This is a genomic window from Zhongshania aliphaticivorans, assembly GCF_001586255.1.
In the GTDB taxonomy this organism is placed as follows: Bacteria; Pseudomonadota; Gammaproteobacteria; order Pseudomonadales; family Spongiibacteraceae; genus Spongiibacter; species Spongiibacter aliphaticivorans.
In genome coordinates this window covers 2,068,209-2,083,965 of sequence record NZ_CP014544.1, presented here as the reverse complement: position 1 = coordinate 2,083,965, position 15,757 = coordinate 2,068,209, and the positions used below count along the sequence as shown (strand labels likewise).

Genomic DNA, 15,757 nt, shown 5'->3' with positions numbered 1-15,757 from the left:
AGTGCTGTGCTTCTCAGTCGTTTAGTGCTAAATAGTCTATAAATAACCGCTAGTTAAATGACTAAGTCAAAGCAAAACTTGATGACGGCCCGGCGGGCTATAAGGAAATTGTGTGGCACTGAAAGTGGAAATCAATACCAGCTCTTACGCAGTTGTGGCCGAAGAACTCGGTAAAACCCTGCAGCAAGCCACTAATGTTTTTGAAACGTTTTTGTCTGAACGCCACAACCTAAGCTTATTAGAACAATGCGAAGTCGATCTGCGCCAAATTGGCGGTACGCTGCGCCTTTTGCAAATCCCCGGTGCCGCGTTACTTGCCGATGAAATGCGCTCACTGAGTCACGCGATCTTAAATAGCACAACAGCTGTCCCAGAAGGCCAGTTAAACGCCCTTAGTACGGCGTTCTTTGTGTTACCCCGATATTTAGAGTTTGTGCAATCGCGGCATGCCGACATTCCGCTTATGGCTTTGTCTCACGCTAATGAATTGCGCGCGGCCCACAGTCAGCTTTTATTGCCGGACAGCTATTTTGATGCGGCGGCGAGCCCCTTATTTAGCCGCGACTCCAATATTCGTTTGCGCAGTAATCCATTGACTGGCGCGGAGTTAGACATTGCCTTAAAACGTATCCGCCACCTTTACCAAACTGGTTTATTGGGTTTGCTACGCGACGCGCAAATTCCGCTGCAACTCATCATAATGTCGCGAGCGGTTCGGCGTCTGTGTAATGTTGTAGAGCCAGGCCCCCAACAGCGGTTTTGGCTGCTTGCTGACGCCGTACTGGAAGCGTTTGTTAATAATGGCCTAGAACTTAATGCGCATCGGAAAAAGGTGCTTGCCGGCTTAGAAGGGCAGCTGCGCGGCCGTATTAAGAATCGTTTGACCCTAAACGAAGTGCTGGAACAAGAGTTACGGTATTTGCTGACAATTAGCGCGTATCGTGACGGTATGACCGGTAAAATCATGAAAGTGGCGCAGATTGAAGCCGCCGAGATCAATGATGAGCAAATATGCTCATTGCGTAAATTGATGCTAGGTTTGAGCTATGACACGGTTTCCTCTGTTATTAACGAACTTCGCGGAGAATTGCGCCACGCCAAAGATGTCTTAGAGTTACTGGCTCAACATCAACGCAGTGATGAAGATGAAATTCGGCCACTTGTCGCCGTGTTAAAACAAAGTGCCGACATTTTATTGGTTTTGAATTTACCCGCATTTGCCGGCAGCCTAAACGAGCATACAAGTGCCTTAGAAAGCCTGATTGGACGAGATTTAGTTCAAGAGCGCAGCCAATTAGAAGATTTAGCGGAGACCCTGCTGTTTATTGACGGCAGCCTGGCCCAGATTGACCGCCGCAAGTTAAATTATGAGGACCTCGGTGATTTAAGCATTGAGCGCCGTGATGCGATCAGTGCCGACAACCAGCTTAGTGAGGCCCGCAGTATTGTGATTGATGAGTCTAAGGCGGCCATCGGCATGGTGAAACGGGCTATCTCTGCCTATATTGAGTCTGATTTTGACAGTACTCATATTTCGAATTTACCCCAATTACTAAATTCAGTGCGGGGCGCGTTTTACATGATTGGGGTCGCGAAGCTACCCGAAGTCACTGGCGGAGCAACGGAGTTTATTCGCGGCTTTGTTGAGCGGAGCCAAATTAATCCCGCCAAAGATGTCCAATCTCTAGAGACCTTGGCGGATGCGATGATCAGTATTGAGTACTTTCTCACCGAATTTGGGCGCCGACATATTGCCGATGAGCGTATACTGCAAGTAGCAGAAGACAGTGTTGCACTGCTGCTCGCGCCCAAGCAAGTCACTATCTGATGACCTTAGCACTATGACCTTGGATTATATTCTTATACTTATTTCCGGCGCGGGATTATTGCTGTGTTTCCTAGCCGTGCTGCGTTTGCGCCGACATTTCTTCAGCGGGGCGCTTGCTGTCGTACTGACGTTTGGCTTTACCACCGGCGTTATTCTTATCAGTAAAGACGTATTGAGCTATCGCAATCTAGCCGATGAAACCATGGTCGCCCGGGTCTTCGTTGGCGCGAACAAAGACCCAAAGCAATTTTTGGTGAGTGTCGACACCCTTAATGACCAGCCACTGCAATCCTATTTGTTAATGGGTGACCAGTGGCAGATTGATAGCCGTGTGATGCGCTGGCAGCTTCCTGCCGCACGCCTGGGTTTTGATAATCTATACCGCTTAGAGCGCTTGCTGGGTCGATACGCCGATATAGAAAACGAGCGCAATGCCCCTCGCACAGTGTATTTACTGAGCCTTTCTGAGCCACTTGATGTGTGGGACTTATTGCGTAGCAATGATTTTTTCCACAAGTGGGTGGAGGCCAATTACGGCAATGCGGTTTTCGCGCCTATGGTCGACGGTGCCCAATTTGCCGTCTACCTCGGCCGCAGTGGACTCTTTATTCGCCCCGAAAACCCAATAGCGGTCAAAGCCTTACGCAATTGGCCTGCTTGACTTAAACTACCTCGCCGTATGAATATGTGGCACTTTTAAAACCTCTCTGGGAGTACTTTTTTGGAATTTCTACTGGAATACGGCTTGTTTCTAGCCAAATCCATCACTGTGGTCGTTGCTTTTGTTGTGATTGTTAGCGCTATCGCGGTGGCGAGTCAGCGCAACAAAAAAGAGGGCACTGACGGCCATATAGAGGTGACGACGCTCAATCACCGCTATGAAGATTGGGAAGACTTACTGAAGTTTGAAATTCTTGACGAAGACAGTTTTAAAAAAGAACGTAAGGCCAAAAAGAAGCAACTTAAGGCCGATGCCAAGAAAAATGCCGATCAACACCGCAAGCGCCTTTATGTCCTTGATTTCGACGGCGATGTGAGTGCTTCGGATGTCGAATTTTTGCGCCACGAGATTTCAGCCATCCTGACTGTCGCCCGACCTGAAGACGAGATACTGCTGCGCCTAGAAAGCCCCGGCGGCATGGTGCATAGCTACGGCTTGGCGGCTTCGCAATTACAGCGTATTCGCGCCCATGGGATCCCACTAACAATCGCCATCGACCGCGTCGCCGCAAGTGGCGGTTATATGATGGCCTGCATTGGCAACCGAATTATGTCTGCGCCTTTTGCTGTTATTGGCTCGATTGGTGTCGTTGCACAACTGCCGAACTTTAATCGTCTGCTGAAAAAGCATGACGTCGATATAGAATTACACACAGCAGGGGCTCACAAGCGCACCTTGACGATGGTGGGCGAAAACACTGAGGAAGGTCGCAAAAAGTTCATAGAAGAGCTTGAAGAAACCCATATCCTGTTCAAAGAGTTTGTGAGTGAAAACCGCCCACAATTGGAAATTGAAAATATTGCAACAGGGGAGGTGTGGTACGGCTCTAAAGCGCTTGAAGTGAAGCTGGTTGACGAGATTCGTACCAGTGACGACTATTTATTAAGCCAGCGTGCGGACAGTGATATATACGCCGTTAGTTACCGTCAAAAGCGCAGCTTATCAGAGCGCTTGGGCTTTGCAGCGGAAGGCGCAATAAATCGTACACTGTCGTCTTTGCTCGCTAAATTGAGCCAAAACAGGTTTTAGGCGCCTGTATCTTGCATTTGAAGTTATATCGATTGAAACCGCAGTCTAAGCCTTCTTTGGAGAATGCGCCGACGTCAATAAAACGACAGCGGGGCATTAAACTCTGGGAAGTTGCATTGGTGCTCGCCATCAGTAGCGGTATCGTTATTTTCATCAGCGTTATTGTAAATAAGCGTATCGACACCGCGCTTAAAGAGCAGGTGAACAGCGATTTTCGCCGCATTTCCATGGCATTGCATCAGTACAAACTCGACAATAAACGCTACCCAAGCAGCGAACAGGGCTTAATGGCCCTGTACTACCCGCCAGAGATTGAACCCCTAGCCGAGAAGTGGAACGGCCCATACATAAATCGTGAAACACTGATTCATGATCCGTGGAAGAAAGCCTATCGCTACCTTAGCTCTGATGCACCGCCAGGCTTTGAAATAAGGAGCTTAGGTGCTGATGCTAAAATTGGGGGTAAAGGACAAAATGCTGATTTGAGTGTTAGTTACCAGAGTGATGAACACTAATCATTCTTCGCGACTCAATTCTGCCGTTTGAAAAGCCATATCCCTGAGCTACTTTTGGCATTCATCTGATACTGCTTATTTACGAAGAGGCTTCGCCAGTTGTGTTAAGCACTGGATAGAGCGGACGTTCAGCTATTCTCTCGCCACACCAGTTAATTGGGCATGGCGAGAGATGAGTGCTTTAGTTTTGCGTTAAAGCGTGTGTGCGGTGCGAGTTAAGGTCTTACTGCTACTTCGCAGCGTTATCCCTTCCATTCCCTTAGGGCATCGCCCGCAAACATCGTGTTACGCATGCTGGGCGTTAGAAGAAGCGAATAATTAACAGCAAAGCAAGTAAGGTCACCATCCATGCCGCCATACTACTAATAGATATCGTGCGGGAAAAAACCCCTTCGCCGCTATTAAGCGCGGCTAAACGCTGCTCGAGAGTATTGCCAATGCCCATAATGCGACTGCGAATAGTGAGATCCACACGATTTACTAAGCGACCACAGGCATTGATTAGCCGCGGCAGGGGCCGTCGATACATCCAATCGAAATCTAAATTAGTAGACGGCAATTCTGGCGGATACATACCTTTTAGGTTCAGCCAAACAAACGCCAATGCAGAGAAAAACAGAAGCTGGGTCTGAGTGAGAATATGGCTCACATCATAAGCACTGTAATCCGTTGGGAACGGCAGGTGTTGGTAAAGTAGTTGCGGAAAGATACCGATCGCAAGACACAGGGTCGCCGCGATACTCATTGCGAGTAGCATATTCCAAGGTGCTTCTTTACAGCGAATACCAGAGTCGTGCGCGAAAAACGCAAAGTAGGGGATTTTGATACCTGCGTGATGGAATACCCCAGCCGAAGCGAATAATAGCAGTAGCCACACAATGTTAAAGTGCTCTTTAAGCGCTGCCGACATGATCATGGATTTGCTGACAAATCCGCTGAACAACGGGAATGCCGATATCGACGCCGCGCCAACAATACAGAGTATGGCTGTTTTGGGCATCGACTTGTATAAACCGCCCAGTTCAGAGCCGTTAATGCGCCCAGTGCGGTATAGCACCGCGCCCATGGACATGAACAATAAACCTTTAAAAATAACGTCGTTAAAGGCGTGGGCAACTGCGCCATTAATACCTAACTCCGTGCCGATACCGATGCCAACCATCATAAAGCCCAGCTGGTTGACTAAGCTGTAGGCGAGGACTCGGCGGAGGTCATTTTCAATAACAGCAAAGAATATCGGGAAACACGCCATTGTCGCGCCGATATAAACCAGCATTTCGGTGCCAGGGAAGCCCCTGGCCATTGCATACACCGCAACCTTGGTGGTGAATGCGCTCAAAAATACGGTACCGGTTGGGGTCGCTTCTGGGTAGGCATCGGTTAGCCAGTTATGAAAAAACGGGAACGCGCATTTGATACCAAATGCCAAGAACATAAACCAACTGGCAATTGAATCGAGTCCGATTTCAGTAAACATCAGACTGCCGTTCTGTTTGAAATAGAGAATGATACCGACCAGCAGTAGCAGCCCCGAGATTACCTGGATGATTAGGTAACGCATACCGGCGCTGTAAGCGGTATCTGTACGACGCGCCCAGATCAAAAAGACCGAGGTGACCGCCAGCATTTCCCAAAAAATGAATAAAGTCAGCAAATCGCCCGCAAATACCGCCCCTAATGCGCTGCCAGCGTAAAGCATCGCTGCGACCTGCTGCGTTTTATCCTTAATGTGCAGGGAATAAATAACACTGATCAAGGCCGCGATATGAAATAAATAGCCAAACAACAGGCTTAAACGGTCGATATGAATTGGCTTGAGCGCCATACCCATTAATTGAGTTTCAAGACCAAAACCGCTCGGCAGCTGCCAGAGGTTTAAGGCGCTGACAACAACAACCACAATTAAGGCAGGGCCACGCCATGTCGCGCCGCCAACTAAGGCGATTAACGCGCCAAGGTAAAAAATTAGAAACGGCGGTAACTCAATCCCCAACATGAGTTTCCTCCTTCGCGCTTTGGTTTACTTGCTGATAATAATCTTCACCGCGCATCAAACCTTTGCGCATCCACTTAGCAACGAGCACAAGTACGACGCAGCCAATAAAGCCGTATACCGGATAAAAACCATACAGACCCTCCCAGGGGTGCACAGAGTGGCGGTGAATGACGAAATCTAATCCAAACAGCACGGCGCAAATAGCGTAAAGGCTACGAAGTATCCAGCGCAGTGTCTCTGGGCGATCAAAAAAATCCTGGGAGTGGCTCATTGCGATCCCTCGGTGAAAATCTGGGATACCAACTCGAAAAGCGGGTTGGGAAAGAAAAATAATAAAATACAGGCGCCAGCCGTGATACATAGGGCAATAAGCGACGCTGTGGGCGCCTCTTTAATGGCCACTGGCCCGTCAGCATGTGGGACGCTAGGAAAGAAAGCGCGTAGCGGTATCGGCAGTAGGTAGGCGATGTTCAGCAGGGAGCTGAGTAACAGCACGGCCATTAATACCATTTGATCTGTTTCTAGCGTCGCGGTGAGTAACCACCACTTGCTCCAGGTTCCCGCCGTGGGCGGCAAGCCGATTATACTGAGTGAGGCAATGAAGAAGGCAATCATGGTGATTGGCATCCGTCGGCCAAGGCCCGCCATCTCGCTGATATTACTTTTATGGCTGGCCACTAGGATTGCGCCAGCACAGAAGAACAGGGTTATTTTACCCACTGCGTGTGTGGCGATATGCATCGCGCTGCCCACCACGCCGCTTTCAACCGCAAGCAGTGCGCCGACCGTGATATAGCCGAGCTGGCTGACCGTTGAATAGGCCAGTCTCGCCTTGAGATTATCTTGACGAAGCGCCACCAGTGACGCCAGCACGACGCCCGCACCGGCAAGATATAGCAGGTAATCGGTTGCGGGAATTTGCTGGAGGGTGTCTAGACCAAAGATAAAGACCAATATCTTCACGAGGCTAAATACCCCGGCCTTAACTACCGCCACCGCATGGAGCAGGGCGCTAACCGGGGTAGGGGCGACCATCGCCGCTGGTAACCAGCGATGAAAGGGCATTACCGCTGCTTTGGCAACGCCAAAAACATACAGCACCAGCAATACCGACAATAATGCGATGCCCGTTTGCTCGGGGAATACCCCGCCAGCTTGGAAATCTAGGGTGCCCGCAACCAGCCACGTCACAATGATGGCGGGTAGGAAGAAGGCAACAGATGTGCCCATCAATATCCCGAGATAAATCCGGCCTCCCTGTTTGGCTTTTTCGGTACCGGCATGGGTCACTAGCGGGTACGTGCACAGCGACAGAACTTCATAAAAAACAAACAGGGTAAATAGGTTTTCTGCATAGGCAATTGCCATGACCGCCGCAATGGCAACCGCAAAACAGACGTAGAAACGGGTTTGATTGTCCTCTTTGTGGCCGCGCATATAACCAATGGCGTACAAGGTGGTTACCGGCCACAGCAAGCTGGCCACGAGGCTAAACAACAGTCCCATGGCATCAATTTTAAAACTCAAGCTCAGCCCAGGCACGATATCTACCCAGTGGCGGGTCAGTGATTGCCCTTCGTTAAAACTGTTGTACAGCTCGACGTTAATCAACAGCAATGCCAAGCCGGCGAGTATGGATACCGCTTCGCGCAGATTAGGCATGCGGGCAAAAGCGAGTATGCCGACCACAGCGAGTAATGGCGTGAATATGGCGGCGTCAATTAGCATATTTGGTGCGCTCATTATGGGCGTCCCTCCTGCAATGCTATTGCCGCTTCGGCGCTTATGGACACCGGCAAGCGCGTATCAATGCCAAAATAAATATTACCGAATACCAGTAACCAGAGAGCCAGTAGCATTGCCAATGGAGCTTCCTTGAGGGGTTTGCTGTCAGTAGCTGGTTTAAAGTACAGCGCCTCTACAACCCGCCAGATGTAAACGATCGCGAGTAGCGAGCCAATCATGATCAGTAACACTAATAACCAGCGGTCAGACAGCGCCGCCGCCGACACCAGATACCATTTGCTGATAAAGCCTGCGGTAAGCGGAACACCGATTATACTGAGTCCGCCAACCACAAAACCGAAGCTGGTCCATGGCATTTTTCGACCCAAGCCCTGCATTGACGTCAGGGTGGTAGCGCCGATGCGGCAAGCGATTGCCGCGAGTGCCATAAACAGAGTGGCTTTCATTAATGCATGATTGAATACGTGCAACAACGTGGCCTGTAATCCGAGGACGCCGCCAATCCCTAGGCCAACAACCATATAACCGACCTGAGCGACACTGGAGTAGGCTATAGCGCGCTTAACTTCCGCCTGATAAATAGCGGCAATCGACGCGCCGATTACCCCAGTGATACCCAATACAATGAAAATTTCCTCAAGTGGGATGTCGATTTGGCTGAAGTGACTGGGGAATACCGTGTAAGTGAAACGGATCATCAGGTACAGCGCGACTTTGGTGGCGCTTGCAGCCAAGAATGTAGTAACGATTGATGGCGCGTGGGTGTAGGCGTTAGGTAGCCAAAGGTGAAGTGGAAACAGGGCGAGCTTTAAACTGATGCCCACGAGAATAAACGCATAGGCAGTAAATACCGTAGAGGAATCACTGGCTAATGGCAGACGTTGGGCTAAGTCCTGCATATTGAGGGTGCCGGTCATGATGTACATGAGACCGATACCAATCAAAATAAAGGTCGCGCCGATTGTGCCCATGATCAAGTAACGAAAGGCGGCCCACAGGCTCTCTCTCTTTGGCCCTAGCGAGATCAAGGTATAAGTAGACAGCGATGAAACTTCTAAAAAAACAAAGACGTTAAACGCGTCCCCGGTGGCTAATATCCCCAGTAAGCCCGCGAGGCAAAGCAGCCAAGCGACAAAAAAGATAGTTTGCTTTTCTGGGGCAATTTCAACGTTAATGCTGCTCTGCGCGGCCAGTAACGCAACCGTGCTACTGCCAGAAACAATCAATAGTAGCCAAGCATTGAGTAAATCAATGCGGTACTCGATACCCCAGGGCGCTTGCCAACCACCTAAGGCGTAGCTAATTACGCCATGATGGTAGACCGTATGCAGCAGCATGGCGGCGATACAAAAACTGAGGGCGCTGATAAGCAAGGCGAATAGCCAAGCGAGTTTGCCGCGGCCTAAAATCAGGCAAGCGGGTGCGCCGAGCAGTGGCAGAATAACTTGTAGAATGGGTAAATGGCTTAACACGAATGGTCTCGCTGCTGAATTTCAGACTCTTCAATAGTGCCGTAGGCTTTATTGATTCTTATCACGAGTGCCAGCCCCAATGCGGTGGTGGCAATCCCGACTACGATCGCGGTGAGGATGAGAACATGGGGCAGGGGGTTTGAATAAACGGTGATGCTGTCATTCAGAATAGGGGCGCTGCCGCCGTGTATTTTTCCTGCACTGATATAAAGAATAAAAACCGAGGTTTGAAAAATATTTAAACCAACGATCTTTTTAACCAAATTACCTTGTGCTATCACGATGAAGAAACCAACCATCATCAGTGCTACAACAATCCAATAGTTGTAGTGGGACATTAATAAGGTCATTCCTCTGCCTCTACTTGCTTACTCTGTTGTCCGGCGAAGCAATAAAAAATCATCACCATGACAGCTGCCACCGTGATGCCAACGCCAAGCTCGATAACAAGGATGCCAATGTGTTGACCGGTAAGAGGATTCTCTGCCAGCACTGAGTAATTTAAGAACTCACCACCGTTAAGCATGGAGACCAGCCCCACGGATCCGTAAAGCAATACACCGAAAGCAGCCAGAACCCTTAAAACAGCGGAGCTTACTACTTGTTGGGCGACATCTACGCCGAAAAACATGGTGTATAAAATAATGCCCGCAGCGAAGATCACGCCGGCTTGAAAGCCGCCACCAGGACCGTAGTCACCGTGAAACTGAACATAAAGCGCAAATAACAGAATTGGCGGAATTAAGATTTTACTGACGATACGCAATACCGTGTGGTGCCGAGCCCCATTGCTTAGGGGGACTTGGCTCGGCGCAGGCTTTAACATGAGCAAAGACAAAACGCCGATACCTGCGGTGAAAATTACGGCGACTTCCCCAAAGGTATCAAAGCCACGATAGCTGGCCAGCACAGAGGTAACAATATTGGGTATGCCTATTTCGGCCCCAGATTGTTCTATATAGCGCGGGGCTACATGCGTATGGGCTGGCGCATTGGCTGAGCCAAATTCTGGCATACCAAAAGTGCCGATAATCAGTAGTGCGCCAGTGATTGTTACCAGCATCAATGCAAAAAAATTACGACTGCGGTTGGCTTGCTCCTTACGCCCGACCATCGCTAATGTTAGTAGCATCAGCAGTGGTGATATGCCTGCTCCTACAGCAGCCTCGGTAAAGGCAACGTCGACGGCGTCCATGAGAACAAAGAAACTCGCCGACAAAAAACCGTAAATACCGGTCAGCATAACGACCGCAATCAGGTCGCGGCTGAGCACAATCCCTATTGCGGTAGCAAACAACATGCTTAGCAAAGCAAGATCGATAAATAGTTCTATGGGGAAACCCTCCCCGCCGCAGCGGTGCCATTGTTATGATTAGTCATGGCGACCTCCCTTTGTTTCGTGCTCTTGATGGCGCCAAACCGCTTTCGCTAAAGCATGGCTGGATGTGGGGCTGGTAAACAAAATGAACAATAGAATCATAATCAGCTTGAGAAGAACCAAGCTCCAGCCAGCCAATAGCATTAAACCCATGAGAAGCAGGGTAGTGGCAAGCGTTTCAGTAACACCTGCTGCATGCATGCGGCTGAGGGTGTCGGGAAATCGCAATACCCCCAGCGCGCCAGTAAAAATCAAGAAGCTGCCTAAAAGAAGCAGCGCACCACTTAGGAATCCTATTGCATCATTCATCGGCAGAGCGACCTTCCTCAGCTTTCTGAGTGTGTTCAAAGTAGCGCAAAATTGCGATCACACTGATGAAATTCATTAGCGCGTAGAGCAGCGCAATATCCAGAAACTCTGGTCTTCCGAACAAAAAGCCCAGCACAGCAATAAGTAGAACCGTTTTGGTGCCAAATAAATTCGCGGCAAGCACACGGTCGAAGATACTAGGGCCAGCAAAGCCCCGAATCAGCGCCATTGCCATAACCAGTATGAGGGTGAAGGTTGTTACAGCCAGCATCATTTTTCCAATAGATCCACCCGACGGGACATTTCACCCGCGTCGAGATCATTAAGGTTGGCTTGAGTGAGGCCGTGTACTAAAACCTCGGTGTCGGAAAGTTCTACGGAAATTGTTCCGGGCGTAAGATTGATCGAATTAGCGTAAACAACCCGTCCAATATCAGTCTTTTGCTTTACAGGAAAGCGCCTCGTACCTGGGGAGATAGTGCTGCTACCTAACCAAATGCGCTTTACTACGTCGATATTACTGATAATGATCTGCGCTACCAGCCAACTATAATACCGAGGTAGATGGCGGGTTAAGTGGACAGGCTGCGACTCGTGGTCAACGACGTCCATGCGATGACAGACCCAGACGACCAATGCTACAGACACTGCACCAAAGGACAGCAACAAGCCGGTGTAGTGGCCAGAATTGGCGAGCCATATAGTGGCTAATAGCGCAGAAATACTAACCGTATGTTTCATAGAGGCCTTAAGTATTTTTCTTGGTATTAATCGCGGCAACAGCTGCTGGTCGTTAATATTTGCATCAGCTCACTAAGCTCGTGAGCATCCATCCAAATTAAGTTTGGCAAATTTAGCACGCTTAGCATTGTTGAGTAAGCAATAACGTTCGCTTTTTAATGCTCGGATGCTCATTTCCCTTTTGAACTCAATCTATAATGACGCTCAGCGGCGTTTACACTGTAAACAATCCTGCTACAGGTTCGCCTGCCCGCAAACGGGACATTCAGTTCTAAGGGCTGCCGACAAAAGATGCCCAAGCTTAGCGTAAAGTAGCCTTTATAAACAAGCGTTTGGCTTAGTCATGCAGTAGACGAAAAGGCTCGTCGCCGTTTCAAGCTGGGCGGGGTTTAATTCATCTTACATGGAGCCCAAATCATAGGCTGTACTGCGGGGTGTAGTATGGCGAGTAATCGTTTTATAGCTTGACAGTGCAGATGGTAGCTTTATAAGCGGCGTTTGCCGGTGTGGCGTTATATTTTTTGCTCGCTGGGGAAGGCATTTTCAGCAATTTGCAGCTAAGCGTTATTGGCTCGTTTTTTCAAACAAACTTGCCAATTTAACACGAGACGCCTTGTTGCGGAATGAACCCCGTTCGGTAAGGCCCAAGGTCGGTGTTACTAGTAAGGCGATGCAATTTGTTACCAACCAGCACAGCAGCATCGAGACCAGTGTATGACTAAAAAAATGGTGGCCAAGGAGCATTTTATATCCACCCATCGCCCAACCGGCTGTTAGCGCTATACCTAGCATTTGGCGCCGTCGACGCCGAGACTTAGGCAAATAATAAAGCGCCAACAGGGCAAAGCCGCCGCTGGCGTGACCGGCGGGGAAGCATCGCTGCTGCTTTGCTGGCTGCTTTTCGGCAGGGTAGCTTTCAAATAATTTGAGATAGGGAAGCTTGCCGCCGTACTCACTAAGTGCATAAGGGCAGGCGACGTTCGTAGTACCTTTTAATGAGGATACGGCGGCTGGGCCAAGAGGCAAGGCAAGCAACACAATAAGCAAGCCACGATGATATTGTTGGACAAGTGGCGCTTTGCGAAAAAACAGTAAGCTGACTAAAAGCGCAAGCTCAAAAAGGAGTAAAAGCTTTTTAGGAGCATCGTAAAAGAAAAAATGACGCCAGGGGTTGCCGTCGATTTGAAATAGCCAATGCTGACTACTGGCATTGTAAAAGAACCCCTGAATCCATAAATCCAAATTACTCAACTCAAAGCACAATGTTACTGCGGTGAGTGCAATCAGAGCGTATTGAATATGCTTAGCGGGCGACATTGTGATCGTTCTCGTCTTCTTCGTCCTCCAGAACCACCAACTTTACTTCGGCAGCGGGCAATAGCTCAGTTGTCACTTCAAACACGTCTAGTAGCGTGTCAAACACCACGTCGTGGGAGTTTGCTTGATCTCTTAATGCCAGTGACTGCGCGTAATCAATATCTGATGATGGACTTATCCACGCGATGACCGGAACATGCGTCTGGGCCTCGGGAGCAAAGCTATAGGGCATGCCGTGCAAATAAATACCCGACTCGCCTAAGGATTCACCGTGGTCGCTAACATAGAACATAACCGCCTCATACTTTGGCGAATTGGCCTTTAGCAGCGCGATGACCTCGGAAAGGAAATAGTCGGTGTAGAGAATTGTATTATCATAGGCATTTACAATCTCATCTTGGGTGCAATTGGCGAGTTCGTTTGAGTGACAAGCAGGGGTGAATTTTTCAAACTCCGCCGGGTAGCGACGGTGGTAGGCGGGGCCATGACTGCCCATTTGGTGTAACACAATCAAAATATCGCCACTTTTAGCGTCAATATAGCCCTGCAAGCCGTCTAGCATGCCTATGTCGCGACACTCATCGTCGCAGACAGGGTTTAACTCAGCGCTGCGAAAATTTTCAAATGGCACCCGGTCGGCCACGCCTTTAGAGTCCGAGTTATTGTCTCGCCACAGCACATTTACACCGGCCTTTTGCAGCAAATCCAGACCGTTTTCGGTGTTTCTCGCACTTTTTACGTCAAAACCATCATGGGCTGAGTACGAAAACATACACGGTACGGATATCGCCGTAGACGTGCCACAAGAGTGGATATTGCTGAAACTGATTATATTAGCCTCGAGGCTAAGCCGTGGGTTGGTGGCTCGAGGGTAGCCGTTTAAAGAGAAATGGTCTGCGCGCGCAGTTTCACCAACCACGAGAATCACTAACTCCGCGTGGGCATCTTCGGATTCCAAAATATTTGCCACCGCATCTAAGGCCATAAACGGGAGCGGGGCAGAGCTTGGCGCAAAGCTGGCGGCAAACTGTATGGCCGAGTAAATAGGATATGCCGGACTAACATAGTATCGAACTGTCTTGTGCTCCCTGAAAAAACTTGCGTATTGGCTGCTGAAACCAAACACGCAAATAGCCATAATGCCCACAGCTAACAAGCCAGTGAGCGCATGAAAGGCCTTCTGGCGAACGAAGCCAGTCACTGGTGTTGGGAGCCACCAAAGCAAGGCGACAGGAACAATACCAAGGAAAAACACACGGAAAATAAGACCGCTACTGAACAAATCCATAGATTCTGCGGCGTCAGTTTCATACACATTACGAATCATATCCAAATCGATAACCGTGCCGAACTGATCAGAAAAATACGAACTAGCAGCGGCAGTCAATAAAAACAGGCTGACGGTCCATCGCCAAGGCAACGCCAAACTGAACACCGACATTAGGAGCGTCAAACAAGCCGCTAATAAAATCGCTAGCGACGCCACAAAACCAAAATTATCTGCCAGAGGATATAGCGCGAGTACGGCCCTGAAAAACGTCAGGTTTGCGGTGGCAACAAGGAATAATGCGGCGGCGATAATAATACGGTTTGGGCTTAAGCGATAAAGCAAAGACATAAGGCTTCTCTGTGGTGCGCGCTGGCCCGATTGATGATTCACAGAGCCAAATCACGCGCATTGGTAAGTTAGCTGATTCGCAGTGTAGGGTGATTAACTGTATTGGGGTAAATCAACTGGGTTTTCTAATATAAGGTGTTGATTATATAAGTAATTCATGAGGTATTTGTATAGGTAGGAGGTGTCGTGGCATAGTGAATTTGGCCACCTGATCAGAGGTGATATGATCAACTCTATTACGATACGGATGATCAATGAGAAATCGTACAAGGCCGAAAGCAAGCAGTACAGTTTGATGGATAATCGAGGGGTAGATAAAAAAGGCAACACACGTCGTAAATAGCTGAGCAGTAAGGAGAAATTCAATGTTCGATGGCAAGACGATAATCTACGTCGATATGGACCATGTTCTTTGTGACTACAAGGCCGGTTTTGCGCAGTGGCAGGCCAAATATCCAGAGATGAAGTACCCGCAGAGCCGTCCGGGGATGTATCTCAGCCTTAAGCCAATGGACGGCGCAATCGACACCTACTTGTGGCTCCACAATCATCCCAAGACAGCTGTATTTATCCTCACTGCGCCGTCGGTTAAAAATCCCCACTGCTATGCCGAAAAGCGGGTTTGGGTAGAGCAGTATCTCGGTATGGATGCGGCACACAACTTAATTATTAGTTCGCACAAAGGCCTGAATCGCGGTGATTACCTTATTGATGATAATATCGCAGGTAAGGGGCAGGACTTGTTTGAGGGGAAGCTAACTCATTTTGGCTCGGAATATTTTCCAGATTGGATTGCTGTTAGAGATTACTTTGAACAAATTTTGCCTAAAGACTGGAGGTCAATTCACCGCAAAAACAATCTGTAACCTGCGGAAATTTCTAGCCCACCTATTTTAACCCTTGGTATAAAAATCCTTAAGAATTGGGGCGATTAGACTTCGTTAGGACTTAATTATTCACGCGTACGGGAACATACATCGGGGTGCTAGCCACTTCGTACCACATTATTCCGTGAAACATATTCGTGGAACACTTTGATGCTTTCGGATAATCTAATTATATACGCTTTATACACTCGATATCAGGA

General features: G+C 48.9%; 16 protein-coding genes. 5 read left to right on the top strand and 11 right to left on the bottom strand.

What is annotated here, in order from left to right; genetic code table 11:
- Positions 1-112: 112 nt before the first annotated feature.
- The 4 genes from AZF00_RS09190 to gspG are packed head-to-tail and all read left to right on the top strand — an operon-like array spanning position 113 to position 4,093.
- Positions 113-1,828: a FimL-related protein gene (locus AZF00_RS09190; RefSeq protein WP_062383602.1), complete on the top strand. Its 1,716-nt coding sequence runs from the start codon at positions 113-115 to the stop codon at positions 1,826-1,828.
- A 13-nt stretch (positions 1,829-1,841) separates the two neighbouring features.
- Positions 1,842-2,489 carry a hypothetical protein gene (locus tag AZF00_RS09185; RefSeq protein ID WP_008250187.1) on the top strand — a complete coding sequence of 216 codons (648 nt, stop codon included), beginning with the start codon at positions 1,842-1,844 and terminating at the stop codon, positions 2,487-2,489.
- A 60-nt stretch (positions 2,490-2,549) separates the two neighbouring features.
- Positions 2,550-3,578 carry a protease SohB gene (gene sohB, locus AZF00_RS09180; protein ID WP_008250189.1) on the top strand — a complete coding sequence of 343 codons (1,029 nt, stop codon included), beginning with the start codon at positions 2,550-2,552 and terminating at the stop codon, positions 3,576-3,578.
- Positions 3,579-3,589: 11 nt separating this feature from the next.
- Entirely contained in the window at positions 3,590-4,093 is a 504-nt protein-coding gene (gene gspG / locus AZF00_RS09175) for a type II secretion system major pseudopilin GspG (RefSeq protein ID WP_050985193.1), read from the top strand.
- Between the two features lie 301 nt (positions 4,094-4,394).
- Here the strand turns inward: gspG and AZF00_RS09170 are convergent, their stop codons facing one another.
- The 11 genes from AZF00_RS09170 to AZF00_RS09120 form a co-directional block, all read right to left on the bottom strand.
- Complete coding sequence (locus AZF00_RS09170) at positions 4,395-6,089, bottom strand: Na(+)/H(+) antiporter subunit D (protein ID WP_008250192.1); 1,695 nt, start codon at positions 6,087-6,089, stop codon at positions 4,395-4,397.
- Positions 6,076-6,360, bottom strand: coding sequence for a hypothetical protein (locus tag AZF00_RS09165; RefSeq protein WP_008250195.1), 285 nt, complete (start codon positions 6,358-6,360; stop codon positions 6,076-6,078). Before AZF00_RS09165 ends, AZF00_RS09170 begins: the two co-directional genes overlap by 14 nt.
- Positions 6,357-7,832, bottom strand: coding sequence for a proton-conducting transporter transmembrane domain-containing protein (locus tag AZF00_RS09160; RefSeq protein ID WP_008250197.1), 1,476 nt, complete (start codon positions 7,830-7,832; stop codon positions 6,357-6,359). Before AZF00_RS09160 ends, AZF00_RS09165 begins: the two co-directional genes overlap by 4 nt.
- Positions 7,832-9,307 (bottom strand): monovalent cation/H+ antiporter subunit D family protein, encoded by a 1,476-nt coding sequence (locus tag AZF00_RS09155; RefSeq protein WP_008250199.1) that lies wholly within the window; start codon positions 9,305-9,307, stop codon positions 7,832-7,834. The genes AZF00_RS09160 and AZF00_RS09155 overlap by 1 nt, the downstream gene beginning before the upstream one ends.
- Positions 9,301-9,657: a cation:proton antiporter subunit C gene (locus AZF00_RS09150; RefSeq protein WP_008250200.1), complete on the bottom strand. Its 357-nt coding sequence runs from the start codon at positions 9,655-9,657 to the stop codon at positions 9,301-9,303. The genes AZF00_RS09155 and AZF00_RS09150 overlap by 7 nt, the downstream gene beginning before the upstream one ends.
- Positions 9,654-10,607 carry a Na(+)/H(+) antiporter subunit B gene (locus AZF00_RS09145; RefSeq protein WP_008250201.1) on the bottom strand — a complete coding sequence of 318 codons (954 nt, stop codon included), beginning with the start codon at positions 10,605-10,607 and terminating at the stop codon, positions 9,654-9,656. The genes AZF00_RS09150 and AZF00_RS09145 overlap by 4 nt, the downstream gene beginning before the upstream one ends.
- A 72-nt stretch (positions 10,608-10,679) precedes the next feature.
- Complete coding sequence (mnhG, locus tag AZF00_RS09140) at positions 10,680-10,994, bottom strand: monovalent cation/H(+) antiporter subunit G (protein ID WP_008250219.1); 315 nt, start codon at positions 10,992-10,994, stop codon at positions 10,680-10,682.
- Positions 10,987-11,268, bottom strand: coding sequence for an MrpF/PhaF family protein (locus AZF00_RS09135; RefSeq protein ID WP_008250221.1), 282 nt, complete (start codon positions 11,266-11,268; stop codon positions 10,987-10,989). Before AZF00_RS09135 ends, mnhG begins: the two co-directional genes overlap by 8 nt.
- On the bottom strand, positions 11,265-11,735 hold the full coding sequence (locus AZF00_RS09130) for a Na+/H+ antiporter subunit E (protein WP_008250222.1): 471 nt from the start codon (positions 11,733-11,735) through the stop codon (positions 11,265-11,267). The genes AZF00_RS09135 and AZF00_RS09130 overlap by 4 nt, the downstream gene beginning before the upstream one ends.
- A 564-nt stretch (positions 11,736-12,299) precedes the next feature.
- Entirely contained in the window at positions 12,300-13,052 is a 753-nt protein-coding gene (locus AZF00_RS09125) for a phosphatase PAP2 family protein (RefSeq protein WP_008250225.1), read from the bottom strand.
- A complete protein-coding gene (locus tag AZF00_RS09120; protein ID WP_008250227.1) occupies positions 13,039-14,670 on the bottom strand; it encodes a phosphoethanolamine transferase in 1,632 nt (543 codons plus the stop codon). The genes AZF00_RS09125 and AZF00_RS09120 overlap by 14 nt, the downstream gene beginning before the upstream one ends.
- Before the next feature lie 365 nt (positions 14,671-15,035).
- Between AZF00_RS09120 and AZF00_RS09115 the strand changes: the two genes are divergently transcribed.
- On the top strand, positions 15,036-15,536 hold the full coding sequence (locus AZF00_RS09115; RefSeq protein WP_008250229.1) for a 5' nucleotidase, NT5C type: 501 nt from the start codon (positions 15,036-15,038) through the stop codon (positions 15,534-15,536).
- Positions 15,537-15,757: the final 221 nt, after the last annotated feature.